This window comes from Microbacterium enclense (assembly GCF_004022425.1).
GTDB lineage: Bacteria > Actinomycetota > Actinomycetes > Actinomycetales > Microbacteriaceae > Microbacterium > Microbacterium enclense_A.
Genome location: NZ_RBZY01000046.1, coordinates 1 through 25292, shown reverse-complemented (window position 1 = coordinate 25292; position 25292 = coordinate 1). Strand labels below are relative to the sequence as shown.

Annotated in this window: 26 protein-coding genes; 18 read left to right on the top strand and 8 right to left on the bottom strand. The window is 71.9% G+C overall.

Annotated features, from left to right (window positions below):
* Nucleotides 1-74 precede the first annotated feature (74 nt).
* Entirely contained in the window at nt 75-707 is a 633-nt protein-coding gene (locus D8Y23_RS12490; RefSeq protein ID WP_128218454.1) for a LysE family translocator, read from the bottom strand.
* Between the two features lie 48 nt (nt 708-755).
* On the opposite strand from D8Y23_RS12490, the gene D8Y23_RS12485 reads away from it, so the two are divergent.
* A complete protein-coding gene (locus D8Y23_RS12485; protein WP_128218453.1) occupies nt 756-2081 on the top strand; it encodes a flavin monoamine oxidase family protein in 1326 nt (441 codons plus the stop codon).
* A 1-nt stretch (nt 2082) separates the two neighbouring features.
* Here D8Y23_RS12485 and D8Y23_RS12480 read toward each other — a convergent pair whose 3' ends face one another.
* Nucleotides 2083-2943, bottom strand: coding sequence for a sulfurtransferase (locus tag D8Y23_RS12480; protein WP_128218452.1), 861 nt, complete (start codon nt 2941-2943; stop codon nt 2083-2085).
* Nucleotides 2936-3298 carry a carboxymuconolactone decarboxylase family protein gene (locus tag D8Y23_RS12475; RefSeq protein ID WP_076495178.1) on the bottom strand — a complete coding sequence of 121 codons (363 nt, stop codon included), beginning with the start codon at nt 3296-3298 and terminating at the stop codon, nt 2936-2938. The genes D8Y23_RS12480 and D8Y23_RS12475 overlap by 8 nt, the downstream gene beginning before the upstream one ends.
* A gap of 181 nt (nt 3299-3479) precedes the next feature.
* Between D8Y23_RS12475 and D8Y23_RS12470 the strand changes: the two genes are divergently transcribed.
* From D8Y23_RS12470 to D8Y23_RS12435, 8 genes are all read left to right on the top strand, one after another.
* On the top strand, nt 3480-4355 hold the full coding sequence (locus D8Y23_RS12470) for a LysR family transcriptional regulator (protein WP_128218451.1): 876 nt from the start codon (nt 3480-3482) through the stop codon (nt 4353-4355).
* Nucleotides 4356-4440: 85 nt separating this feature from the next.
* Complete coding sequence (locus D8Y23_RS12465) at nt 4441-5583, top strand: acyl-CoA dehydrogenase family protein (RefSeq protein ID WP_205797140.1); 1143 nt, start codon at nt 4441-4443, stop codon at nt 5581-5583.
* A 227-nt stretch (nt 5584-5810) separates the two neighbouring features.
* Nucleotides 5811-7457, top strand: coding sequence for an ABC transporter substrate-binding protein (locus tag D8Y23_RS12460; RefSeq protein ID WP_128218449.1), 1647 nt, complete (start codon nt 5811-5813; stop codon nt 7455-7457).
* Between the two features lie 10 nt (nt 7458-7467).
* Entirely contained in the window at nt 7468-8475 is a 1008-nt protein-coding gene (locus D8Y23_RS12455; protein ID WP_128218448.1) for an ABC transporter permease, read from the top strand.
* Nucleotides 8472-9320: an ABC transporter permease gene (locus D8Y23_RS12450; protein ID WP_128218447.1), complete on the top strand. Its 849-nt coding sequence runs from the start codon at nt 8472-8474 to the stop codon at nt 9318-9320. Before D8Y23_RS12455 ends, D8Y23_RS12450 begins: the two co-directional genes overlap by 4 nt.
* Nucleotides 9321-9323: 3 nt before the next feature.
* Complete coding sequence (locus D8Y23_RS12445; RefSeq protein WP_128218446.1) at nt 9324-10943, top strand: dipeptide ABC transporter ATP-binding protein; 1620 nt, start codon at nt 9324-9326, stop codon at nt 10941-10943.
* Between the two features lie 27 nt (nt 10944-10970).
* A complete protein-coding gene (locus D8Y23_RS12440) occupies nt 10971-12083 on the top strand; it encodes an LLM class flavin-dependent oxidoreductase (protein ID WP_128218445.1) in 1113 nt (370 codons plus the stop codon).
* On the top strand, nt 12080-13384 hold the full coding sequence (locus D8Y23_RS12435; protein ID WP_128218444.1) for an FAD-binding oxidoreductase: 1305 nt from the start codon (nt 12080-12082) through the stop codon (nt 13382-13384). The genes D8Y23_RS12440 and D8Y23_RS12435 overlap by 4 nt, the downstream gene beginning before the upstream one ends.
* On the opposite strand, the gene D8Y23_RS12430 is transcribed toward D8Y23_RS12435, so the two are convergent.
* Nucleotides 13378-13887, bottom strand: coding sequence for a DUF4188 domain-containing protein (locus D8Y23_RS12430; protein ID WP_128218443.1), 510 nt, complete (start codon nt 13885-13887; stop codon nt 13378-13380). The two genes, D8Y23_RS12435 and D8Y23_RS12430, sit on opposite strands and share 7 nt — an antisense overlap.
* Before the next feature lie 71 nt (nt 13888-13958).
* Between D8Y23_RS12430 and D8Y23_RS12425 the strand changes: the two genes are divergently transcribed.
* Nucleotides 13959-14573: a MerR family transcriptional regulator gene (locus D8Y23_RS12425; RefSeq protein WP_128218442.1), complete on the top strand. Its 615-nt coding sequence runs from the start codon at nt 13959-13961 to the stop codon at nt 14571-14573.
* A 5-nt stretch (nt 14574-14578) separates the two neighbouring features.
* Here the strand turns inward: D8Y23_RS12425 and D8Y23_RS12420 are convergent, their stop codons facing one another.
* Entirely contained in the window at nt 14579-14869 is a 291-nt protein-coding gene (locus tag D8Y23_RS12420) for a DUF4287 domain-containing protein (RefSeq protein ID WP_128218441.1), read from the bottom strand.
* A 38-nt stretch (nt 14870-14907) separates the two neighbouring features.
* On the opposite strand from D8Y23_RS12420, the gene D8Y23_RS17280 reads away from it, so the two are divergent.
* Nucleotides 14908-15879, top strand: coding sequence for a GNAT family N-acetyltransferase (locus tag D8Y23_RS17280; protein WP_128218440.1), 972 nt, complete (start codon nt 14908-14910; stop codon nt 15877-15879).
* A gap of 5 nt (nt 15880-15884) precedes the next feature.
* Here D8Y23_RS17280 and D8Y23_RS12410 read toward each other — a convergent pair whose 3' ends face one another.
* The 3 genes from D8Y23_RS12410 to D8Y23_RS12400 are packed head-to-tail and all read right to left on the bottom strand — an operon-like array spanning nt 15885 to nt 17942.
* A complete protein-coding gene (locus D8Y23_RS12410) occupies nt 15885-16106 on the bottom strand; it encodes a hypothetical protein (RefSeq protein WP_128218439.1) in 222 nt (73 codons plus the stop codon).
* A 33-nt stretch (nt 16107-16139) separates the two neighbouring features.
* Nucleotides 16140-17126, bottom strand: coding sequence for a DNA-3-methyladenine glycosylase family protein (locus D8Y23_RS12405; protein WP_128218438.1), 987 nt, complete (start codon nt 17124-17126; stop codon nt 16140-16142).
* 51 nt (nt 17127-17177) lie between these two features.
* Entirely contained in the window at nt 17178-17942 is a 765-nt protein-coding gene (locus D8Y23_RS12400) for a winged helix-turn-helix domain-containing protein (protein ID WP_128218437.1), read from the bottom strand.
* A 432-nt stretch (nt 17943-18374) separates the two neighbouring features.
* Here D8Y23_RS12400 and D8Y23_RS12395 point away from each other — a divergent pair, with 432 nt between their 5' ends.
* The 7 genes from D8Y23_RS12395 to D8Y23_RS12365 form a co-directional block, all read left to right on the top strand.
* Nucleotides 18375-18668 carry a GNAT family N-acetyltransferase gene (locus D8Y23_RS12395; RefSeq protein ID WP_128218436.1) on the top strand — a complete coding sequence of 98 codons (294 nt, stop codon included), beginning with the start codon at nt 18375-18377 and terminating at the stop codon, nt 18666-18668.
* Nucleotides 18669-18756: 88 nt separating this feature from the next.
* On the top strand, nt 18757-18966 hold the full coding sequence (locus D8Y23_RS12390; protein ID WP_128218435.1) for a hypothetical protein: 210 nt from the start codon (nt 18757-18759) through the stop codon (nt 18964-18966).
* Nucleotide 18967: 1 nt separating this feature from the next.
* On the top strand, nt 18968-19285 hold the full coding sequence (locus D8Y23_RS12385; RefSeq protein ID WP_128218434.1) for a hypothetical protein: 318 nt from the start codon (nt 18968-18970) through the stop codon (nt 19283-19285).
* 78 nt (nt 19286-19363) lie between these two features.
* Entirely contained in the window at nt 19364-20518 is a 1155-nt protein-coding gene (locus tag D8Y23_RS12380; protein ID WP_128218433.1) for an exonuclease SbcCD subunit D, read from the top strand.
* Complete coding sequence (locus tag D8Y23_RS12375) at nt 20515-23568, top strand: AAA family ATPase (RefSeq protein ID WP_128218432.1); 3054 nt, start codon at nt 20515-20517, stop codon at nt 23566-23568. The genes D8Y23_RS12380 and D8Y23_RS12375 overlap by 4 nt, the downstream gene beginning before the upstream one ends.
* A gap of 9 nt (nt 23569-23577) precedes the next feature.
* The gene (locus D8Y23_RS12370) at nt 23578-23760 is read left to right on the top strand and encodes a hypothetical protein (RefSeq protein WP_128218431.1); all 183 of its coding nucleotides are present in this window, start codon (nt 23578-23580) and stop codon (nt 23758-23760) included.
* A 55-nt stretch (nt 23761-23815) separates the two neighbouring features.
* A partial coding sequence (locus tag D8Y23_RS12365; RefSeq protein ID WP_128218430.1) for an MFS transporter occupies nt 23816-25292 on the top strand: 1477 nt, incomplete at its 3' end.

Sequence of the window (25292 nt, the reverse complement as noted above, 5' to 3'; positions counted from 1 at the left end):
TCTATAACGGTGAGGTAACGGAAGGGAAGAGGATGCCGTTACCTTTCTGTGATTCATAGGTTGCTCACCACGACCTAGGCCTTGGCGCCGGTGAAGGCCAGTGCCCCGCCCAGCCCGATCATCATCACCCCGCCGGCGCCCGCCAGTCCCGAGATCCTGCGCGGCGACCGCGCGAACCAGGCCCGGGCGGTCCCGGCCGCGAGCGCCCAGGCGCTGTCGCACAGCAGCGCCAGAACCTGGAACAGCATCCCGAGGACGAGGAGCTGCGCCCACACGGGCCCCGCCGCGGGTGACACGAACTGCGGCAGCACGGCGACGAAGAACGCGATCGTCTTCGGGTTGGTCAGACCGACGACCATCCCCTGACGCAGAAGCGTCCAGGCCGAGCGGCCCCCGACGGCGCCGATCTCGGCGCCGTCCCGCCGATGCCGGATCGCCTGGATGCCGAGCCAGACGAGGTACACCGCGCCGGCGATCTTGATGACCGTGAAGGCGACGACCGACGACGCCACGATCGCCCCGACGCCGAAGGCCAAGGCGATCACCGCGGGAACCGTGCCGAGAGAGTTCCCGACCACGCTGAGCACGCCGGCACGGCGGCCGAGCGCGATGGACCGCCCGATGACGAAGAGCACGCTCGGCCCCGGGATGACGATGATCACCACGGAGGCGAGGGTGAACGCCACCAGGTTCTCCCACGGAATCATGCGCTCACACTAACCTCGTGACACGGTCGTCTACCCGAAGGAGCCGTCATGCCGGAGCAGTTCGACACCGTCGTCGTGGGAGCGGGAATCGCCGGCCTGAGCGCCGCCCGCCTCCTGACTCGCGCGGGGCGTCGCGTCGTCGTCCTCGAGGCGCGCGACCGGGTGGGTGGCCGCGTCCACTCGCAGCGCGACGGCCACCACGTCACCGACCGCGGCGCCTCCTGGATCCACGGCATCGACGACAGCCCCGTCGAGGCCGCCGCGCGGGCGTTCGGGATGCCGATGGTCGAGTTCACGGTGGGCGGGTACCAGCCCGACAGTCGGCCGCTCGCCTACTTCGGGCCCGACGGCGAGCGGCTCGGGTCCGACGAGGTGCAGGCCTTCGCCGATGACGTCCGCACGCTCAACGCGGATCTCGTCGAGGTCATCGCGCGCTCCGCCCCGGATGCCACCTACGCCGACGTCGTCGAGGTAGCGCTCGCGGCCCGCGACTGGGCCCCCGAGCGCGCACAGCGCGTCCGTGAGTACAACGGCCGCCGCGCCGAGGAGCAGTACGGCGTCCACATGTCGGTGCTCGGCGCGCACGGCCTCGACGACGACACCGTCAACGGGATCGAGGTCGTCTTCCCGCGCGGATACGACGAACTCGCCACGAACCTCGCCGCCGGCCTCGACGTGAGACTCGAGCAGGTCGTGACGGCGATCGACTGGTCGGACGAGGGCGTGACCATCACGACCGATCGCGGCACCTTCCCCGGCGCCACCGCCGTCGTGACCCTCCCCATCGGCGTCCTGCACTCGGGCGACGTCACGATCACCCCGCCGCTGCCCGACACCCATCAGCGGGTGCTCGGGGTGCTGGCATCCAACGCCTTCGAAAAGGTCGTGCTGCGCTTCCCGGAGAGGTTCTGGGATGCCGGGGTGTACGGCATCCGCCAGTTCGGCGACGAGGGGGAGTGGTGGCACTCCTGGTACGACCTGGGTCGCATCCACGACGAGGCTGCGCTGCTGACGTTCGCGGCGGGCCCGGCCGCCGTCGCGACGCGGCACTGGAGCGATGAGGAGATCGCCGCCTCCACGATGGCGCAGCTGCGCCGCCTGTACGGCGAGGGGATCCCGGAGCCCGAGAGCGTCGTCGTCACCCGCTGGCAGGACGACCCGTTCTCGCGCGGGTCGTACAGCTACATGAAGCCCGGGTCGGTCGGCCCCGACCACGACGAGCTCGCCCAGCCGGTCGGCGGCGTCCTGCACCTCGCCGGTGAGGCGACATGGGGCGACGACCCCGCGACCGTGCCCGGTGCCCTGCTCTCGGGGCACCGCGCCGCCGAGCACGTGCTCGGCCGCGCGGTGCCGATCGAGGAGCTCTGGGCCTGACTCAGCGCGGCTCGGGACCGGTAGCCACCGGCAGGTCCGGGTGGTTGGACCACTGACTCCACGACCCCGGGAACACCCGCGGCGTGAACCCGGCCAGGGTCAGCGCGACCGCCTGATGCGCCGCGGTGACGCCGGAGCCGCAGTACACACCGACTTCGATCCCGGGCAGGGCGCCGAGCTCGGTGAAGCGCGTGCGGAGAGCCTCCGCGTCGTGGAAGCGGCCGTCGGCGCCGACGTTCTCCGTCGTCGGGGCGCTCACCGCGCCCGGCACGTGTCCCGCGCGCGGATCGATGGGCTCGACCTCGCCGCGGTACCGCTCGCCCGCTCTCGCATCGAGCAGCAGCCCGCCGTCGGCGAACTCGGCCACGTCCTCCAGCGGCAGCAAGGGCAGGGCGCCGTAGGCCAGCGTCACCGATCCGGGCGTCGGGAGGGCGGCATCCCCCGTCTCCACGTCGAACCCGGCGTCGGTCCACGCGCGCAACGACCCGTCGAGGAGGCGTACGTCGGCGACGCCGGCGTACCGCAGGAGCCACCACGCCCGGGCGCTCGAGAGGTTCTTCAGATCGTCGTAGACGACGACGGTGTCCCCGTCGTCGATGCCCCAGCGGCGGGCCGCGTCCTGCAACGCCTCGACCGGGGGGAGCGGATGCCGACCGTCGGTGGGTTCGCCGTGCGCCGCGAGCTCGTGGTCGAGGTCGACGTACTGCGCGCCGGGGATGTGGCCCGCGCGGTACTCCGGCAGCCCGTCGGGACGATCGAGACGCCACCGCACGTCGAGCACACGCACGGGACCGCCGTCGGCGAACCGGCCGGCCGCTAGAGCCTCACCGAGCGCGGCAGCGCTCACGAGCACGTCAGACATGCGCGTGCACCGCCTCGGCGTCGTGGATGCCCGACAGCTTGAACGCGAGCCGTCCGTGGGCGAACCCGCCGCCGGCGCGGATCGCGGTGGCCACCCACGCCGCCTCGGCGAGCTCGGCCTTCGACGCCCCCGCGCGCACGGCCGCCTGCGAGTGACCGTCGATGCAGTACGTGCACTGCGTCGTGATCCCGACGGCCAGGGCGATCAGCTCGCGGAACTTCAGCGGGATCTCGCGCCCCTCGGGGGCGAACACGCTGTCGTTGAACGCCGTGAACGCGGCCAGCACGTCCGGCGTCGTCTCCTTGTAGTCGCGCGTGTAGGCGCGATCGCCCTCGCGGTCGAAGAAGTCGCTCATCTCTCACTCCCTGCCGTCGCGCCGGTCGGGTGGCGCGCGCCCGTCCGAGCCTAGGAAGCCCCTCCGCCACGAGCAATGCCCGCTCCGTGATGGGCACTCATCGTGCCGCGTGATGGATGCCGTGTGAACGCGCATGACCGCCGCCGAGCGCGAGCGCCCCTCCGCCGTCTATCGTCCAGGCATGGCCGAGACCCTCGACATCATCCAACTGCGCACGTTCGTCGCGATCGACGAGTGCGGCGGATTCGGACGTGCCGCGGTCGCCCTCCACATGAGCCAGCCCACCGTGAGCCAGCACGTCCGTTCCCTCGAGAAGCGTCTGCAGCAGCCCCTCGTCGAGCGCGACGGGAGGCGGGCGCGATTCACGCTCGCGGGCGAGAAGCTGCTGGCCGAGGCCCGTCGCATCCTCGCGGTGCACGACGAGGCCCTCGCCCGTCTCGACGTCACCCGCGCCCGGACGATCGTCGTCGGCTCCACCGAGACGGCGGCCGAGCAGATCCTGCCCGAACTCCTCGGGACCCTGCGCCGCGCGTTCCCCGAGCGGCAGGTGCAGTTCCACATCGACCGATCCACGCGGATGACGGATGCCGTGGCCAAGGGCACGATCGACCTCGCGGTCGTGCTCGACACCGGATCGACCGTGGCCGGCGTCGAGGTGGGCGACCTGCCCCTGAACTGGTACGCGTCGCCCGGCTGGCAGCCCCCGGCGCACGGGGAGGCGGTCCCGCTCGTGGCCTACGTCGAGCCGTGCGGCATGCGACAGCGCGCCCTGCAGCAGCTCGGCGACATCGGCGCCCGCGTCGACATCGCCGCCGAGTCGGCCAGCCTCGAGGGCGTCATCGCGGCGGCGCGGGCCGGACTCGGCATCGCGGTGCTCCCCACCGCGGGGCGCGCTCCGGCCGGGCTCGTGGTGCGCCGGGACTTCCCCGACCTCGGCCGCATCTTCGTGCGGCTCATCACGCGCCGGGGTCTGGAGGCGGGTGTCGAGCAGGCGGCGCTGACGTCGCTCGACGGGTTCTTCGCGGTGCGTCGCCACATCCACGCCGTCTCGGCGTGAGCGGCCGTCCATCGGGAACGCCGATGGGTGCGGTTCGGGGATCCCTGTTGGACGTGCGCGGTCCCGCGCGCGGAGCATGGGGAGCATGACTGTCTCTCCGACCCTCCCGCGCGTCGACCTCGGCGCCCTCACCGCCGCCGTCGCCGAGACCGCGGAGCACTACGACCGTTCCGGTGACTTCCCCGCCGACGGCCTCGCCGCTGCGCACCGCGCGGGCGTCTTCCAGGCGGTGATCGGTGCACGCTTCGGCGGCGACGAGGTCGATGCGCTCGAGCGGCTGCGCATCCTGCAGGCCATCGGCCGAGGCGACCCCTCGGTCGCCCTCATCGTCGCGAACACCCTCGCGACCCATGTCGCCCAGATCGACCGCGACGTGTGGCCGGCGCACCTGTACGAGCGGGTCGTCGCCGAGACCGCCGAGCGGCCCGTCTCGATCAACACCGCGCGCGCCGAACCCGAGCTCGGCGCCCCCGCCCGCGGCGGACTGCCGTCGACCACCGTCCGGCGCACCGCCGACGGCTGGGCGGTGACGGGGCGGAAGGCGTACGTCACCGCGAGCACCGGTCTCGACTACCACCTCGTGTGGGCGAAGACCGACGACCCCGAACCGCGGGTCGGCCATCTCATCGTCCGCGGCGATGCACCCGGCATCCGGATCATCCCCACGTGGGACCACCTCGGGCTGCGGGCCAGCTCCACCCACGACGTCGTCTACGACGGTGTCGAAGCGCCCGCGGACCACTTCCTCGAGATCCCGTACACGGGGGTCTACCGCGACCCGGCGGCCCAGGCTAGCGCCCTGGGGCTCACGCACGCCGCGCTCTACGTCGGCGTCGCGCGCGCGGCGCAGGACTTCTTCTCCCGCTTCGCCCACGATCGCGTGCCCGCGGGACTCGGGCGCCCGATCGCGACGACCGAGCGCATCCAGACGGTGGCCGGCGAGATCGAGGCGCAGCTCGTGCAGGCCGAGACCCTGCTGTACGGCGTGACCGAGCGTGCGGTGGCCGGCGACGCGGAGGCGGTGGCGCGCGTCCCGCTGGCGAAGATCCTGATCGTGCGCTCCGCGATCGCCGCGGTCGAGACCGCGGTCGCGGCCCTCGGCAATCCCGCGCTGAGCCGGTCGAACCCCCTCGAGCGTCACCTGCGCGACGTCCTCTCCGCTCGCGTCCACCCGCCGCAGGAGGACTCGGCGCTCCTCGCCGCGGGAAAGCGGGCCCTCGGCCTCTGACGCAACACGGCGTCATGCGCGCGGGCCGCCCGGCCGACCCGACATGACCCCCCACCGCCTCGAAACCCCCGGAATCCTGCGGATCCCGGGGGTTTCGGCATCCATCATCCGGACCGATCGTTTCCCATCGGTCGTCGTCGTTGGACGCTCTCGCGGACCGCGCCGAGACTCGCTGCAGAGTTCCCGGCCGTGCACCGCGGTCGGTTCCCCGACGAAAGATCACCGCCATGTCCGCATTCCCGAAGCGCCGACGCCGAGCCGCCCTCGGCGCGGCCCTCGCCCTGTCCCTGACCCTCCTCGCCGGCTGCGCCGGTTCGACGACCGCGTCCGCCCCAACGGACGCCGCCCCCACCGAGGGCGGCGACGTCGTCTTCCTCATCAACTCGCTCGGCAGCAGCTGGGTGCCCAATGAGAGCTCGATCTCGAGCTACCAGGGCAACATCTGGGGCCAGGTCACCGACAAGCTCGTCTACGTCGACGACGCGGGCGAGGTCTCGCCCTGGATCGCCGAGAGCTGGGAGCAGAACACGGATGCCACCGAATTCACGCTGCACCTGAAGGACGGCGTCACGTTCTCGGACGGCACGCCGCTGGATGCCGCCGCCGTCGTCGCCAACCTCGACTCCTGGGCGTTCGGCAGCGCCGAGAAGGGCATCGCGCCGATTGGGCTGTTCCCGAAGACCTACCAGAAGGCCACCGCCGTCGACGCGAAGACGGTCGCCGTGACCTTCTCCGCTCCGACCCTCGGCTTCATCCCCACCCTCGGCTACCACGGCTCGATCCTCGTCTCGCCGAGGACGCTCGCGCTGAGCAAGGAGGAGCAGGGCGACCTCGACAACTTCTCCGGCTCGGGCCCCTTCACCATCCAGAGCTGGGCCGACGGCGACGACGTGGTGCTCCAGAAGCGCGACGACTACCAGTGGGGTCCGGCGGCCCTCGGCCACACCGGCCCGGCCCACCTCGACACGCTGACGTACAAGCAGGTCGCCGAGTCCAGCACCCGGATCGGCGCGCTGACGTCGGGCCAGGCGCAGGTCATCTACAACGTGCAGCCGAGCGAGATCACGAGCCTCACCGCCCAGGGCTTCGTCGCCGGTCTGCCGCGGTACCTCGGGTTCACCAACGGCTACCGCGTGAACGTGCAGTCCGCGCCGTTCGACGACGTGCGCGTGCGGCAGGGCCTGCAGCACGGCATCGACCGCGAGCAGATCCTCGACACCGTCTACACCGACGGGTGGGAGGCCGCCCGGGGACTCATCCAGAGCAACGTCCCCGAAGCCACCGACCACTCGGCCGAATTCGCCTACGACCCCGAGACGTCCGCGGCCATGCTCGACGAGGCGGGATGGGTGAAGGGCGCCGACGGCACCCGTTCGAAGGGCGGACAGCCCCTCGAGGTGACCCTCTACGCCAACCCGTACCTGGCCACGTCGGCCTCGATCGACGAGCTCGTCGCGCAACAGCTCGGCGACCTCGGCTTCACGGTGACGGTGCAGACGTACGACGTGGCGACCTTCGGCGAGAAGGTGAAGCCGGATGCCACGACCCCGCTGTACGAGATCACCCGATCCTTCATCGACGTGGGCACGGTCGCGAGCATCCTCACCAACGCCAACAAGGGCGAGGACTGGTTCGGTCTCGGCGAGAGCGACCCCACGCTGAACGGCCTGCGCGACCGCATCGCCCGCGCCACCGATCGCGACGCGCGAGCGAGCGCCGTGGACGAACTCCAGACGTACGTCCTCGAGCAGGGGCTGTTCGTGCCGATCACGCAGATCGTGCAGCGCATCTACGTGCAGAGCCCGAAGCTGCAGGGCGTGACGTACAACGGCGTCGCGATCGCGAACTACGCCACGGCGTACCTGCAGAAGTAGGACGCCCGACGTGAACCCCACCTACCTGGTCTTCGCGGCCAAGCGCCTCGGCCAAGCGGTCGTGGTGGTGCTGCTGGCCTACGTGCTGACGTTCGTCGTGATCAGCGTGCTCCCCGGCGATCCGCTCACGAGCACCCTGCGCAACCCCGAGAACGGATTCACCGAGGACGAGATCCAGCGGATGGTGGAGTTCTACGGACTGGACCGCCCGGTGTGGGTCCAGCTCGTCGAGGCGCTCTCGCGCTTCGTCCGCGGCGACCTCGGGATCTCGCTGAGGTCGAGCCGACCGGTGGCCACGATCGTGGGAGACGCCCTGCCGTCGACGTTCGCCCTGGCGGCGTCGGCGCTGGGCGTCGCCCTCGTGCTCGCCTTCGTCATCGCCTACGGCACCCAGGTGCTCCCGCGCCGCGCGGCACAGTTCCTCCGGTCGGTTCCGGCGCTGTTCCTCTCGGTGCCGAACTTCGTCATCGGCCTGCTCCTGCTGAACGTGTTCGCGTTCCAGCTCGGGCTGTTCTCCGTGATCGATCCGGACGCCCCGGTGGCCACGTTCTTCGCGGCGGTGGCCCTCGGCATCCCGGTGTCGGCCCAGATCGCACAGGTGCTCATCACCGGACTCGACCACGAGTTCGGCGAGGACTACGCCGTCGTCGCCTACGCCCGGGGGCTGGGCCGCGCCCGGTTGTTCTTCGCGCACCTGCTCAAGCCCTCGGCGCTTCCGGTCATCACGATCATCGCGCTGACGGTGGGTGAGCTGCTCGGCGGTGCCCTCATCACCGAGACGGTCTTCGGACGCGCGGGGATCGGCAGCGTCGTGCAGACGGCCGTCGCCACGCAGGACCTGCCGGTGCTGCAGGCCGTCGTGGCGCTCGCCGCCGTCATCTTCGTGGCTGTGAACCTCGTGGCCGACCTTCTGTACCCGCTGCTCGACCCGCGCGTGTCACTACTCCAACCGCGCCGCGCCGCCGTGCCCGCCCCCACCGGGGACGCGGCCCTCCCTGAGAAAGCGAGCGTCCGATGACCGCCGTCCTCTCGCCGGTCCTCACCGGTGCCGATTCCGCCGGACGTCGGCGCCGTGGCATCCCCGTCGCCGTCGTCGTGTCGGTGCTCGTGATCCTCGTCGCCACGGCGTGGGCCATCGCTCCTTCGCTCTTCGCGGGGTACGACCCCGTCGTGGGAGACACGAGCGAGAAACTGCTCGCGCCGAGCGCAGCGCACTGGTTCGGCACCGACAACCTCGGGCGCGACCTCCTCGCGCGCGTCATCTACGGGACGCGTTCGTCGGTGCTGAGCGCCCTCGTGGCCGTGGGGATCGCCGTCGTCATCGGCGGGCTGCTCGGGCTCGTCGCCGGCTTCTTCGGCGGTCTTGTGGATGTCGTGACCGCCCGAGTCGTCGACGTGCTGCTGGCGATCCCGAGCTTCCTGCTCGCCGTCGTCGTCGTCAGCTCGCTGGGTTTCCAGACGATCAACGCGGCGATCGCGACCGGCGTCTCCGCGGTGGCCGTCTTCGCCCGCGTCATGCGATCCGAGGCACTGAAGGTCCGGAACACCGTTTATGTCGAGGCCGCGCAGCTGCAGGGCGGTTCGCGCTGGCAAGTTCTGCTCACACACGTGCTGCCCAATGCCTCTCGGTCGGTGCTGTCGCTCGCGGTCTTGCAGTTCGGGGTGTCGATCCTCGTCATCGCGGGGCTCGCCTTCCTCGGCTACGGCGACCCGCCCCCGGCATCCGACTGGGGCCTGCTGGTGTCGGCCGGCAAGGACTATCTCGTGTCGAGCCCGTGGCTCGTCTACGCCCCGTCGGCGGTCATCGTCGTCGTCGTGCTGTCGATCAACCGCGTCAGCCGCTGGCTGCGAGCGAAGGACTGAGCCATGACAGAACCTCTCCTCTCCGTCCGCGACCTGTCAGCGTCGTACGGCGGGCGCCGCGTCGTGAACGATGTCTCCTTCGACCTGCACAGCGGTCGCAGCCTCGCCCTCATCGGCGAGTCCGGATCGGGCAAGTCGACGATCGCGAAGGCCGTGCTGCGTCTGCTGCCGCGCGACTCCGGCCGCGCCGAAGGGCGCGTGCTGCTCGACGGCGACGACGTGCTCGCCCTGTCTCCGGCGCGGTTCCGGCCGCTGCGCGGTCGCCGTCTCGGCTTCGTGCCTCAGGATCCGGCGTCGGCCCTCAACCCCGTCCGCACCATCGGCGCGCAGGCCCACGAGGCCGCCGCGCTGACGGGGGAGCGGGATGCTGCACGCCGACGGGCGGCCATCCTGGAGGTCTTCGAGCGCGTCGGGCTCACCGACCCGGAGCGCGTGTACCGCTCGTATCCGCACCAGCTCTCCGGCGGAATGCTGCAACGGGTCTTGATCGGCCTGGCGGTGCTGCCCTCGCCCGCGCTGCTCGTCGCCGACGAGCCCACCAGCGCCCTGGACGTGACGATCCAGAAGCGGATCCTCGACCTGCTCACGGAGCTGCGGACGTCGCTGGGCATCGGTCTCCTGCTCATCACGCACGATCTCGCGCTCGCCGCCGAGCGTGCCGACGACCTCGTCGTCCTCCGTGACGGCACGATCCAGGAGGCGGGACCGGTCGCCGAGGTGTTCGCCGCGCCCCGCTCGGAGTACGCCGCCGCCCTCCGCGCCGACGTGCCGGCCCTCGCGCCGGACCGCTATCGCGCGACGCTCGCCGCACGCCGGATCGACGCGTCGCACCCGGCGGTGCGGGTCGAGGGCGCCGTGAAGACGTTCTGCGTCGGCGGGGAGGAGCTCCGCGCCGTCGACGACGTGTCCTTCGCCGTGGCCGCGGGCAGCACCCACGCCCTCGTGGGCGAATCGGGGTCGGGCAAGACCACGACGGTCCGGCTCCTGCTGGGTCTGGAGACCCCGGATGCCGGTGACCTGCGCGTCGCGGGCGAGCCGGTGCACGGGCGCTCCCGGCGCGCGCTGCGGGACGTGCGCCGGCACCTGCAGCTGGTGTACCAGAACCCGTTCACGTCGCTCGATCCCTCGTGGCACGTCGAGAGCCTCGTGCGCGAACCGCTGGACCGGTACCGCGTCGGAGACCGGCGGGCTCGCCGCGAGACCGTCCGCGCGGCGCTGTCGGCGGTGGGGCTCCGCGAACACCTGTGGCGCCGTCGGGCCGCGGCGCTCTCGGGCGGGCAGCGTCAGCGGGTCGCGATCGCCCGCGCCCTCGTGCTCGAACCCGACGTCCTCGTGCTCGACGAACCCACGAGCGCCCTCGACGTCACCGTGCAGGCCGAGATCCTCGACGTCCTGGCACGCCTGCAGGTCGAGCGCGGGCTGACCTACCTCTTCGTCTCGCACGACCTCGCGCTCGTGCGCCAGATCGCCGACACCGTCACGGTGCTGCGCCACGGGCGCGTCGTCGAGCACGGCTCCGCCGCCGACGTGCTCGAGAACCCCCGGCATCCCTACACCCAGTCGCTCGTCGCCGCGGTCCCCGATCCGCGCGGCATCCGCCCCGCCGTGCCCGCCACGGTCTGACCCGAAGTCTCCGAGAAAGGACTCCCCATGCCCATCGAATTCGTCAACATGGTCGGCAGCCGCCCGCCCGGTGCCCCCGCCGTCAGCGGCAGCACCTTCACCCAGCCGATCGACGTGGACTGGCTCCGCCACTACGCCCGGACGATCGAGACCTACGGGTTCGACTACACCCTGATCCCCTACGCCTCGGCCAGCGCCGACCAGTACGCGCTCGCCGCGACCGTCCTCGCGGCGACCCGCTCGCTGAAGACCGTCGTCGCGGTCCGCCCGAACTCGGCGTTCCCGACGGTCGCGGCGCAGGGCCTGTCGACGCTGGACCAGCTGTCCGGCGGCCGTGCGCTCGTGCACATCATCTCGGGCGGCAGCGACGACGAGCAGGCGCGCCAGGGTGACTACCTCGAAAAGGAGCAGCGCTACCGTCGCTCGTCGGAGTTCATCCAGCTCCTGCGCCGGGTGTGGACCGAGAGCGCCCCGTTCTCCCACGACGGGGAGTTCTACCGCTTCGACGGCTTCGGTCCCGGGTACGCCACGCACTCCGGCGGCGCGCTGCCGGTGTCGCTCGGCGGTTCGAGCGAGTTCGCGTACGCCTCCGGCGGCGCGCACGCCGACATCTTCGCCCTGTGGGGGGAGCCGCTGGCGCAGACGGCCGAGCAGATCGACCGCGTCTACGCCCACGCCCGCGCCGCCGGTCGCACGGACCGCATCCGGTTCTGGGTGACCTTCCGGCCGGTCGTCGCCCTGACCGACGCCCTCGCGCGAGAGAAGGCGCGCGGCATCCTCGAGGCGGCCCGACCGTTCTACGAGAAGGTCAAGGACATCAACAGCACGAACGTCGGATCCGTGCGGTTGCGGGAACTCTCGGAGCAGTCCGAGGAGCACGACGGCGGGGTCCTCTGGACGCCGCGGGGCGTGGCCGGCTCCGGCGGTGCGTCGTCGCTCCTGGTCGGGTCGCCCGAGACCGTCGCCGAGGCGATCGTGCGGTACGTCGAACTCGGGGCCGACATCGTGTCGCTCCCCACGCTCGGCGACCTCAACGATGCGGTGGATGCCGGGCGCCTGGTGATCCCGCTCGTGCGGGACGAGGTTGCGCGCCGCGGGATCGATCCCGAGGTCGTGTTCGGGCAACGGAACGTGGCGTGACCGCGACCGAGATCAACCGTGCCGTCGACCGGTCGGGCTTGCGACCGGTGGGCGTTCCCGCCGAGATCGTCGTGGCGCGGGATGTCGCGGAGGTCCAGGAAACGGTCCGACGGGCCGCGGCATCCGGACTCCCCCTCGTCACGCGGGGCGCCGGTTCGGGACTCGCGGGGGGCGCGGTGGCGGGGGAGGGCACGATCGTCCTCGACCTCTCGCAGCTCACCCGCATCCGGGCGATCGATGCGGTCGACGGTACGGCCGAGGTGGAGGCCGGTGTCATCACCGCGGATCTGGATGCCGCGGCCCGGGCCCACGGTCTCTTCTACGCCCCGGACCCGGGCAGCGTCGGCATCTCAACGATCGGCGGGAACATCGCCACGAACGCCGGGGGCCTGCGGGGAGCGAAGTACGGCGTGACGCGCGACGCCGTGCTGTCCGTCGACGTCGTCCTGTCCGACGGCTCGCTGGTGCGCCTCGGACGCCCCACGATCAAGGGGGTGACGGGATACGACCTCGCGGGGCTCGTCGTGGGGTCCGAGGGGACGCTCGGCATCATCGTCGCCGCCCGGGTGCGTCTTCTGCCGGTCCCGCGACGGCTCGCGACCGCCTCGGCGTTCTTCGCGTCCCTCGAGGACGCGGCGCACGCGGTGGCCGCCATCGCGGTCAGCGGCGCGCGCCCGGCGGTGCTCGAGATCCTCGACGGCGCGACGCTCGCGGCGATCGACGCCGCTGAGGGCACCGCGCTGCGGGAGCGGGGGGACGCGCTCCTCCTCGCGCAGACGGACGGCTTCGGGGCGGCGGAGGAGATGGGGGTCGTCATCGAGGCGGTCGCTCCGACCGCGGCCCACCACGAGTGGACCGAGGATGCCGATCGTGCCGCCGACCTGCTGCACGCGCGCCGTCAGGCGCTTCCGGCCCTCGAGCGGATCGGCCGGCCGTTGATCGAGGACATCGCCGTACCGCGCAGCCGGCTCGCGGAGGCGATCCGCGGCATCCGCCTCATCGCCGACCGGCATGAGGTTCCGATCTTCGTCTTCGGCCACGCCGGGGACGGCAACCTGCACCCGATCATCGTGGTCGACGACCAGGTCGGCGATCTGCCCGAGGGCGCCGTGCGCGCTGCCGACGACATCTTCGCGCTGGCCCTCTCGCTCGGCGGGACGGTGACCGCCGAGCACGGTGTGGGCCGTCTCAAGCGCGAGTGGGCGCGCCGCGAACTGGGCGAGGACGTCGTGCGCCTGCACGACGACATCAAACGGGTGTTCGACCCGCGTGGCATCCTGAACCCCGACAGCGCCTACTGAGCCGGTTCGACCGTCGGGCGTGCGGTGGTGCGCCCGTCGGCGGCCCGTGCCGCGGCGCGGTCGTGGCGGGAACCGACGGGGACGATCGCGGTCGCCTTCGGCAGTCCCATCGGCGGCGTCGCGACGAAGATCGACTCGGCACGGTCGACGAGATACGTCTCGTGCCAGATGCCCACGGCGCCGGCGGCTTTCCGGGCTCGCTTGTTGAAGCGGGTCCAGGCCGGGCGGTGGGCCTGGGCGGGGGCCGAAGCGTAGGCGTAGAGCTTCTGGAGCGATGACCAGTACTGCACGAGGTACGGCCCCCGCGCGCCGAACAGCATCGTGAACCCGAGGAGGCCCGAGTCCGGGTCCATGCTCAGTTCGCGGAGCATGGGTCCCATCTCGCCGAAGACGGGCAGCCAGGCGTCAGGCCGCCACCACCTGTTGATGGTCATGCCGATGTGGAAGACGACGAGTTCGCCCTCGTGCTGGTGGGTCATGCGACCCGGATTGATGGATGCCATGGGTCCGTCCTCACTGGATAGTGTCACTATCTAGTGTTGGATAGTAGGACTATCCAGTCAAGGGGGATTCGATGCGCATCTCGGAGCTGTCCGCCCGCAGCGGTGTGTCCGTCGCGACGATCAAGTACTACCTGCGCGAGCGCGTGCTGCCCGAGGGGGAACGGACCTCGCCCACCCGGGCGACCTACGGCGACGCGCACCTTCGCCGGCTCGGCGTCATCCGCGCGCTCGTCGACGCCGGCGTCGGCATTGCGGGGGTCCGCAACGTCGTCGCTGTGCTCGAGAACCCGCCCGAGGCGCCGGGCGCTCTCCTCGGTGCCGCGAGCGACGCGGTGAATCCCCCCGAAGCGGACGACGACCTCCTCGACCTCGGCCCGGCGCGCGCGCTGGTGGCGCGCTTCGGCGGTCAGGCGGACGACTGCGCGCCGGGCCAGGTCGCCGCCGTGGCCCGTGCGCTCACCTCGCTCGAGCGGGCCGGGTTCACCGTTCCGGAGTCGGTGCTCGCCGCCTACGTCGAGCACCTCGGAGCCATCGGCGAGGCGGAACTCGACTCGACGCCGACGGACTCGGCCGAGGCGGCCGTCCGCTACGTCGTGCTCGGAACTGCACTCGTCGAGCCGCTCATCCTCGCGCTCCGGCGGGTGGCCGAGCAGATGGCCGCATCGCGCCGGTTCGGAAGCGGCTGACTTCGTCAGCGGTGGGGGTTCGAGGCAGCCCCGTCGAGCCACAGCGTGTCCGTCGGATCGCTGTGTGTTCCGCCGGATGCCACGTGGGTGTCGCTGATCCGCGGCCCCTTGGTGATGACGTGCACGAGAGCCATGCCGTGACCGCGTCCGAGGTCGTGATCCTGCTTCAGCCACTCCAGGATCGGGGTGGCCTTGGTGCCGGGGCCGAAACCGCGCTCGTGCGCGAGGTCGACGAGCTGGCGCGGGGTGAGTCCCGTCTTCTTCTCGACCGCGTCGAGGTACGCCTGGAACGACATGGGCTGAGGCTAGCGACACGGAGCGATAGCGTCGAGAGATGCCCGTCACGATTCACCGCGCGTCCGTCGCCGAGGTCGCGCCCCTCACTCTCTACCGGCTGCTCTGGCTGCGGGTGAGCGTCTTCGTCGTCGAGCAGGAAGCCGCCTACCCCGAGATCGATGGCCGCGACATCGAGCCCGGTGCCGAGCTGATGTGGGCGGAGGATGCCTCGGGTGATGTACTCGCTACCCTCCGGATCCTGCGCGAGGAGAGGAACAAGCGCATCGGCCGCGTCGCGACGGCGGCTTCCGCCCGCGGTCGCGGGCTCGCCGCCGACCTGATGCGCGCGGCCGTCGACGTGCTCGATCGCGAGGCTCCCGGCATCCCGATCCTCCTCGACGCACAGGCGCACCTCGCCGACTGGTACGGCCGCTTCGGATTCGTCGTGGCCGGGGACCCGTTCGCTGAAGACGGCATCCCGCACGTGCCGATGCGGCGCACGCGCCTCGTCACCGAGCGTCTCGTGCTGCGGGAGTGGACCCGCTCGACGGAGGATCGCGCGTTTCTGTTCGAGCTGTATCGGCGTCCCGATGTGCGTCGGTACATCGGAGACGGTCGGACGATGGCGGATGCCGACGAGGTCGACGCCCTGCTCGAGCGCTGGAGCGCGCGGGCGGACGGCGTGCTCGGGATCCGGGCCGTCACGACCGTGGACGGCGCGCGGGTCGGTGTGATCCTGCTCAAACCGATTCCGTGGTCGACCGGCGCGGGGCACGGCCGGCCCGAAGAGATCGAGATCGGGTGGCACTTCCATCCGGATGCGCACGGCCACGGATTCGCGTCGGAGTCCGCGGCCGCCGTCCTCGCGCTCGCCCACGCGACCGGCATCCCGCGCGTCCTCGCCGTCACTCATCCCGACAACGTCGCGTCGCAGGCGGTCGCGGTGCGGATCGGCATGCGTCCCGCGGGGGAGACCGGCGACTATTACGACACGACCTGCGCGCTATTCATCTCGGAGGCGGCGGCGTAGCCGGTTCAGAGCTCCACGCCGTTGTCGGGGTCGTTGACCCCGACATTGCGCCCGCGGCTCGACTCGAAGGCGATGAGCCATCCGAGGGAGACGACCGCGGCCAACAGCAGGCCGAGCCACACGTTCTGCCACACCAGCCCGAACAGGATGCCGGCTCCCACCAGCACGACGGTGCCCAGCAGCCAATACGTGCGTCCGCGGGGCCAGCCCGTTCCGGGTTGCGTCATGACCTCAGCCTACGGGCGCGCGTCGTCGCCGTCTCAGCGCGCGCGATGATCCTCGGGGTGCAGGCGGGGGCCGCGCCGCGGCTCGAGGGCTGATCCGGCGTAGATGAGCCGGATGACGCGCTGCCGGTGCCCCGCGAACGGTTCGAGCAGTTCGAGCATGCCGTCGTCGTCGGTGCGGTGGCCGGTGAGGGCGTAACCCACCTGGTGGGCGAGGTGATAATCGCCGATGCTCACGGCATCCGGATCCCCGAAAGCGCGGATGCGCGTCTCGGCGCTCGTCCAGACGCCGACCCCGCGGAGGCTGATGAACACCCGGTCGCGGGCTTCCCCGTCGGCGGCTGCCCGGGCGGCGCGCTCGATCGAGCCTCCGCGCCGCGCGGCCTCCACGATCGTGCGGGACTGAGGCGGCTCGAGGCCGGCGCGGTGCCACGCCCACGAGGGCACGTGGCGCCAGCCCTCGATATCGGGGGGAGCGAACATCGGGTGGGGCGTCGGGCCGGGAGCCCGTTCGCCGTACCACGTGACGATGCTCCGCCAGGCGGAGAACGCCTGGAGGCCCGTGACCTTCTGCTCCATGATCGCGCTGGCGAGCGCGTCGAACACCAGATCGGTGCGTCCGATCCGCAGATCGGGGTGGCGTCGGTGCCACTCGGCGACGGAGGGATGCCGTGACGCGTCGAAGTCGCTCGGATCGTCGAGCGCGCCGCACAGCGACGGAAGCTGATCGAGGGCCCACTCCGCGCCCGTCCCCCACGCGGCGGCGCGGACCGTGCCGGCGGCGGTGGCGCGCAGCGCGAGGGTGGCGACGCCGGACGGCGTCCGGCTGACCCGCCAGATCACGCCACCGGTTCGCAGCGATCCCGTTGCCGCATATGTCGGGTCGTTGCGACCGTGACGCTGCGCGGCGACCGTGCGATCGACATCGACCCGCCGGGAGGGGCGGTACTCGCGCTCGCGGGGAGCGGGGATCGGGCGCGGGTCACGCGACGCGAGTCGCGCGGGCACCCGGGTCGATGTCATGCCGACACCCTACGCGGCCCCGCCGACATCGGGCTCGGCGGAGTCCCCCGGTCAGAAGCGGTCGGGCGAAGGGGTGCCGTGGCCGTAGCGGATCGAGACGTCGGCGTGGCGGTCGAAGCGGTAGCCGACGCCGCGCACGGTGCGGACGATGTCCTCGTAGGCGCCGAGCTTCGCGCGCAGACGACGTACGTGGACGTCGATCGTGCGCTCGCCGGGAGCGTCGTCGTCGGTCGCCCCCTCCCAGAGGGATGCCACGAGCTCGGCGCGCTCGATCGTGCGGCCCTCGCGGAGCACGAGGTACTGCAGCAACTCGAACTCCTTGAAGGTGAAGGCGGCGGACTCGCCGTCGAGCAGCACACGCTTGCGGGAGATGTCGACGACGACGCCGCGCGGCGCACGGTCTTCCCCGGCGGGCTCGTCCTTCGTGCGGGCGACCGCCGACGGCTCGTGGAGGGCGAGCCGCACGACGTCAACGTCACGGCCGCCCGCACCGGCGGGGGCGAGGGCGACAGTGGCGTAGGTCTCGGCTGCGGGCGCGAGCTCGCCGAGGGTGCGGCGAAGGGCCTCGACGAGGGTGCCGAGGCTGACGCCCGCTTCAGCGGCCTTCGCCTCGTCGATCCCGACGTAGAGGGCGAAGCCGCGCGGGGAGGTTCCGGCGGGGATCGTGGGGCGGGGCGAGGCGCCGGGCGTCGCGGGAGCCGGCGCGGGGGTGGCGTCGGGCTGTGGCGTCGGAGTGCGGCGGGCGGGCGGCGGCGTGACGACGGCGCGGGCGGGCGTCGAGGGTGCGGGGCGGTCGAGAACGGCGGAGATCGACATGAGGATGGTGTCCTTCAGTGGTGAACCCGGGCGTCGAGGAGGCGGGGTTCGACGGGAGGTGTGTGGCCGAGGGGCCGGAGCGCGGTGTCCGACTGCGCGTGATCGACGCGACGGGCGGACGACCGGGCGACAACGCCGGCGTTCAGAAGCGCGGGGTCGTCGAGGCGAGGGTCGCTGTTAGCGGCACATTCGACAACACATGACAACGCGGCCGGGCATCATCATGCCGGCAGTCCTGTTCGCCTCCCGGGCGGACAGAGAAAACGCGTTGACAGTCATGCCGCTGATTATGACCTAAGGTGTTCGGTTGCGTCAAGTCATGACACCGCGAGGACGTGGCATCCTGATCACTCTCCGCGGGTGGACTGTGCGTTCATCGAACAGAGTGCTCCGTCGGAGCCGCGTCCGGGGGATCGGCGTAGCGTGAGGCGTATGACAGACCTGCGTTTCGCCGATGACCGTGCCGCTTCGCGCTACACCCTGCACGACGGTGACGACCTGGTGTCCGTGCTCGACTACCGCGACGACGGCCGGACGGTGGCGCTCACCCGCGCCTTCACGATCCCGACGTACCGCGGGCATGGCTATGCCGCGGTCGTCGTCGAGCGCGCGGTGGATGCCATCCAGCAGGCGGGCGAGCGCGAGATCCTGCCCGTGTGCTGGTACGTCGGCGAGTGGTTCGACGCCCACCCCGAGCGCGCCGGCCTCCTGCACGCGCGGCGCTGACAGCCGGTACCCGCGCCCTCCCCACCCGTCAACCCCCGGGGCCCCGGGGTCGGCGCCGACGAAGCTGGGGACCTCGAAAGGGGATGCCATGACCGACGATCGCGACCTGCCCGAGGGTGTCATCGATGCGAACCCGCCCGGAGGCTGGGAGAGCGGCGATGTCGCCGACACGGAGACCGCCGAGCAGAACGACCACGCGAAGGGTTCCCCGCGTCTGAACGACGCCGAGCCGTCGGACCCTATCGAGGGCGACGCCGCCAGCCAGGGCATCGACCCCGACATGAGCACGGAGGAATGACATGACCGACCAGACCCGCAGCCCCGAGCCGTCCGACGCCCCCGCGGGCGGAGCGTCCGCGGCGGATTCCGTCGGCGGTGCCGTGCACGACGACGGCAAGGTCTCGCGGCCCGGCGAGCAGTCCGGCCCCGCGATGGACACCCACCCCACCGACGACGAGGCGCGTATCGCCGGCGTCGTCGTGCAGACGCGCGCCGATGTGGGGGATGCTCCCGAGGAGCGCATCGTCGACGTCCTCCGCCAGCGTTTCTCCGATATCGGACTCGACCTCGGAGACGATCGGATCCGCGCCCTCGCCGCGGAGGTCTCCGGCGGCTGACACGGCCGCACGCCTCGGCGTGCGCGAACCGCGACCGCGCTGAGCGTCGATGTCGGAGGCTCGACGTACCGTGTGTTCATGCGGATCCTGCACACTTCCGACTGGCACATCGGGCGGTCGTTCCACGGCCATTCGACGCTCGACGCGCTCTCCGCAGTGCTCGACGTCCTGGTGGCGCAGGTCCGCGACCGCGACGTCGACGTCGTCGTCGTCGCGGGTGACGTCTTCGATTCGGCGGCACCCTCGGCGGCCTGCTACCCGCTGCTGACGAACACTCTCGCCTCGCTCGTGGACGCGGGCGCCCGCGTCATCGTGACGTCGGGCAACCACGACTCCGCGGCGCGACTGGGCTTCCAGTCGGTTCTGCTGCGTGACGAGATCACGGTCGTCACGGATCCGCTGTCGGTCGGCGCCCCCGTGACGATCCCCGACGCCGACGGACCGGTGCACTTCTACGGGATCCCGTACCTCGAGCCGGCGATCGTACGACACCTGTGGGACGGCGTCCAACTCCGCAGCCAGGCGCAGACGATCGGTCACGCGATGGAGGTCATCCGACGCGACCTGGCGTCGCGCGGGGGGCGCTCGATCGTGATCGCCCACTGCTTCGCCGCCGGCGTCGAGGCCACTCCCGGTGTCGAGCGCGAGATTCGACAGGGCGGCCTCGACAACGTTCCGCTGCCCGTCTTCGACGGACCCGACTACATCGCGCTCGGCCACATCCACGGCAGACAGCAGCTCTCGGATCGTGTGCGCTACGCCGGAGCGCCCCTGCACTACAGCTTCGGCGAGGCCGGCAAGCCCCGCGGGTCGTGGCTCGTCGACCTGGACGCGGGAGGGCTGGCATCCGTCGAGTGGCTCGAGCTCCCCGTTCCGCGTCCGCTCGTCACCCTGCGCGCACCGTTCGACGACCTGCTCGGCGATCCTGCCCTCGACGAGTACGTCGATCAGTGGGTGCGAGCCGAGTACACCGATTCCACGCCGCAGCTCGACCCGATGCGTCGGCTGCAGTCGCGCTTCCCCTGGTGCGCGACGGTCGCCCACGTGCCGGCCGCCCCCCGCGCGGACGACGGCCTCGGCTATGCGCGCCGGGTACGGGCGGCCCGCGACGACGCCGAGATCATCGACGCGTTCCTCGTGCACGTCCGTGAAGGCGAGGGCGCCTCCGACGCCGAGCGCGCTCTCGTGCGAGAGGTGCTCGACGCGCGCGCCGTGGCGGAGGCGCGCTCGTGAAGCTGCACCGCCTCGAGCTCGAGGGTTTCGGGCCGTTCCTCGAGCGGCAGAGCGTCGATTTCGACGCCTTCGCGGATGACGGCATCTTCCTCATCGCCGGTCGGACGGGAGCGGGCAAGTCGAGCGTGCTCGACGGCGTCTGCTACGGCCTCTACGGCGGCGTGCCCCGCTACGACGGAAGCGAGCGGCGCCTGCGCAGCGACCACTGCGGACTCGACGATCCCACGAGCGTGACGGTCGAGTTCAGCGCCGAGGGGCGGCGGTGGCGCGTGACGCGTTCGCCCGAGTACGAGCGCCCGAAGCGAAACGGCACGGGGACGACGAAGGAGCCGCACCGGGCCACCCTCGAGGTGCGGGAGCCCGAGGGATGGACGGGCGTCGCGGCGCGCCCCGTCGACGTCGCTGCACGACTCGATGAGATTCTCGGGCTCACGCAGCAGCAGTTCCTCCAGGTGATCCTGCTGGCGCAGAACCGTTTCGCGCGGTTCCTGCTCGCGAAGAACGACGAGCGGCAGGCGCTGCTGCGCACCCTCTTCGGTACGCGCTCGTTCGAGCAGTACGCGAGTGCACTCGACGAACGGCGCAAGAGCGCGGCCGAGCGCCTCGCGGCGGAGGGCACCGAGGTGTCCACGCTCCTCGGCGAGGCCGAGCGGATGATCGCCGACCTCGACACCGAGCGCGAGACCGGCGCCGAGGACGACGCCCCGACGCGGGTTCGCGCCGAAGGCGGGACCATCGACCGTCCCGCGCTCACGATCGTCGAACGGCTCGCCGACGTGGTCCGCGGCGTCGAGCGCGCGCAGTACCGCGTCGAAGCCGCCGCCCACGACCGGGCAGCGGCCACGGCGACCCTCGACGCCGCGCTCGCGGCCGAGCGCGAGGCGACGGCGATGCACGAGCGTCAGGTCGAGCGACGAGCGGCGCGGGAGCACCTCTCGACCCTCGAATCCGACGCCGAGCGGATCGCGGCGCTGCGCGAAGAGGTCGTCGCCGCGGCAGCCGCGGAGGCGCTGCGGGCGCCGATCGAGGCCCTCGACCGAACGCACCGCGCGATCGCGCCCGCCCGAGCGGCGGCAGAGACCGCGGTCCGGGTCGCCGCCGGCCTCGGCGAGACGGGACTCGACGCTTCGTCCGGCCCCACCGCGCGCGACGACGAGCTGACCACCCTGCTCGCGCGCGTCGACGCGGCGCTCGCCCTTGAGGACGAGCTCGCGGCGATCGAGGCCGAAGCAGCCGTGCGGCACGCGGACGTGGAACGTGCCGAGCGCCGTGCCGACGACGTCGCCACTCGCCGTGCCGGCGTGCCGACGACGCTGGCCGCCCTCGACGAGCGGCTCGATCGACTCGTCGACGCGCTGTCCCGTCGTGACGTGGCGGTGGCCGAGAGGACCGAGGTCGACCGTCGGATCGACGCGGCGCGCGACGCCGAGAAGCTCGCCGAGGAGCGCGACACCGCCGATCTCACCGCGCTCGTGCGCGCCGACGAACTGCGGCTCGCCGTCGAGGCGTGGAGTTCGCTCCTGCGTCGCCGGCTCGCCGGGACCGCGGCCGAGCTCGCCCACGCGCTCATCGACGGGGAGCCGTGCGCCGTCTGCGGCTCCCGCGAGCATCCCGCCCCCGCCGTGGGCACCGCCGAACCGGTCACCGATGCCGAGGTGTCCGCCGCCGAAGACCGCAAGAACGTCGCCACCGAGCGCGACCGGCTGGCGTCGGACGCCTCGCGCGTCGCGCGGGACGCCCATGCCCTGGCTGCGGCCCGCGCGGGCGGCGAATCGCTGAGCGCCCTGCTCGAGCGGCGGGAGCGCATCGGTGAGACGCTCGCCCGCGCCGAGGCCGACGTCGCCGAACACGATCGTCTCGCCGCCGAGCGGACCGCGCTGCTCGACCGCGAGAAGTCGGACGCGGCCGAGAGCGAGCGGCTCGCACGCGAGCTCGCCGCGGCTCGCCAGGATCTCGCGCTGCACGCTCAGCGGGCCGACGCCCTTCGGACCGCCGTCCTCGCGGCTCGTGACACGTTCCCCACCGTCCGGGCGCGTCGCCGCGACCTCACCGCCCGGCGCGACGCCGTCCGGGCTGTCAGCGCCGCGCGGATCGAACTCGAGACCTGCGTCCGCGCCGCCGCCGACGCGCGCGCCGCCCTCGACGGGCTGCTGGCCGACAGCATCTTCTCCCACGAAGACGAGGCGCGCGTCGCCCTCCGCGACGCCACGGCACGCCGTCGCACGGAGAGCGCGATCACCGAGCACGACGCGGCGCTCGCCGCCACGCGCGGCCGTCTTCTCGACCTCGAGCTCGTTCTCGTCGGGGCGCCCGACGATCCGATCGACCTGTCGCCCACGGCCGCTGCGGTGCGCGAGGCCCGGAACGCGGTCGAGGCCGCCGCCGCCGCGCACGCCGCCGCCTCCGCCGTCGCGGCCCGCGTGCGCGACCTCGCGCAGCGAGCCGATGCCGGCAGCGCCGCGATCGCACGCCTGTCCGAAGCGCACGCGGTCGTCGCCCGTCTGGCGGACACCGTCGCCGGGCGCGCCCCCAACACCCGCCGCATGGCGCTCGAGACCTTCGTGCTCGCGGCCGAGCTGGAAGAGATCGTGGATGCCGCGAACCTGCGCCTCGATCACATGTCGGCCGGCCGGTACCGTCTGCAGCACACCGACGCTCTGGCAGCTCGAGGAGCCGCGAGCGGCCTCGGACTCGAGGTCATGGACGCGTTCACCGGCCAGTGCCGACCACCGCAGTCGCTGTCCGGCGGCGAGACGTTCCTCGCCTCCCTCGCCCTCGCGCTCGGGCTCGCCGAGGTGGTCACGGCGCGGGCGGGTGGCATCCGCCTCGACACGCTCTTCGTCGACGAGGGCTTCGGCTCGCTCGACGACGAGACCCTCGACCTCGCCATGCGCACGCTCGACGAGCTTCGTCAGGGCGGGCGCACCGTCGGCGTGATCAGCCACGTCGCGTCGATGAAGGATCAGCTCCCCGCGCAGGTCCGGGTGACCGCGACGCCGCGCGGCCCGAGCGTCATCCGCCAGGACGCGGCGGCAGCGGCGTTCGCGTAGGCTGGGAGCATGCGCACGAGCACCCTTTGGACTGTCCTCGGCGTCATCGCGGCCGTGGTCATCGCCTGGCTGCTGGTCAACGTCCTGCTGTGGTTCATCACGTTCGTCTTCCGCCTCGTGCTGGTCGCGGTCGTCGCGCTCGTCGTCTTCTTCATCCTGCGTGCGGTGCTCGCCCGCCGCGACGTCGACTGATCCATTCGCGCAAGCCCGACCGCGGGGTCGGTGGCCCCGAGTAGCGTGAGCGGCGATGCCTGAAGATCGCACGTCCCCCCACCCGCCGACACGTGACATCCCGCTTTCGACGCGCCATCGGTGGCGCGCGTACTGGATCGCCGTGTCGGTCGCCGCGCTCACGATCCTCGACCTCACCAAGGTGAACGTCGCTCTCCCGTCGATCGAGGCGGCGCTGAACGCGGGACCCACCGAACTGCAGCTCGTGGTCTCGGGGTACATCCTGACGTTCGGTCTCGTCCTCGTGCCGGCGGGACGACTCGGCGACCAGCGGTCGCGGCGCGTGCTGTTCCTCGTCGGACTGTCGCTGTTCCTCGTCACGAGTCTCGCGTGCGCGCTGGCTCCCACCACCGCGGTGCTGCTGACCGCGCGTCTGCTGCAGGGTGTGGCTGCCGGCATCCAGATGCCCCAGGTGCTCGGGCTCGTGCAGCAGCTGTTCCAGGGGAAGGAACGCGGTCGCGCCTTCGGGCTGTTCGGCGCGACCATCGGGATCGCGACGGCTCTGGGGCCCACGCTGGGAGGTCTGCTCATCGCCCTCGGCGGTGACACCGACGGGTGGCGGCTGATCTTCTGGATCAACATCCCGCTCGTGCTGATCGTGATCGTCCTCGCCGCCTGGCTCCTGCCGAACACCCGCACCGCCTCGCATCGTGCGCTCGACCTCGACCCGGTGGGCGTGATCCTCTTCGGGCTGACGATCATCGCGCTGATGTGGCCGTTCCTCTTCACGACGGGGTCGCCCGACGACGACCCGCGTCGCTGGTGGCTGCTCGTCGCGTCGGTCGTCTTCGCCGCGGCGTTCGTGTTCTGGGAGCGCCGCTACGCCGAACGCGGGCGGATGCCACTGATGCCGTTCTCGATCTTCGCGCTGGGCTCGTACCGCAACGGCGTGCTCATCTCCACCGCGTACTTCGCGGCGGTGCCCGCCATGTTCCTGCTCGGCACGCTCTTCCTGCAGGGCGGACTCGGGCTCGAGCCGGTGTTCGCCGGAATGGTGACGATCGGTTTCGCGGTGGCCTCGGCGTGGAGTTCCTGGGTCGGCGGCACCCTCGTCACGCGCATCGGCCGTCCGCTGGTCGTAGCAGGAATCCTCGGGATGGTCGCCGCGGCCGGAGCCCTGGCACTCGTCGCGCTGACGACCCCGCCCGCGTGGACCCCGTGGGCGATGGCGGCGGTGATGGTCGTGGGCGGGTTCGCCGGCGGTCTGGTGATCTCGCCGAATCAGACCCTCACTCTGGCCGACATCCCGGTGTCCAGCGGCGGCGTCGCCGGGTCGGTGGGTCAGCTCGGACAGCGCATCGGCACGGCCGTGGGGACGGCGATCGCCCTCGCCCTGTTCTACGCCACGGTCTATCGCGAGCAGGGCGACCGCGATCCGCTCGTGGTGTTCCATGACGCGTACGCCACCGGCATGATCGCCGTCGGGGTGTTCCTGGGACTCGCGCTCATCGTCGGCGTAGCCGACTTGGCGGGCCGCGCCCGCCACGGCTCGC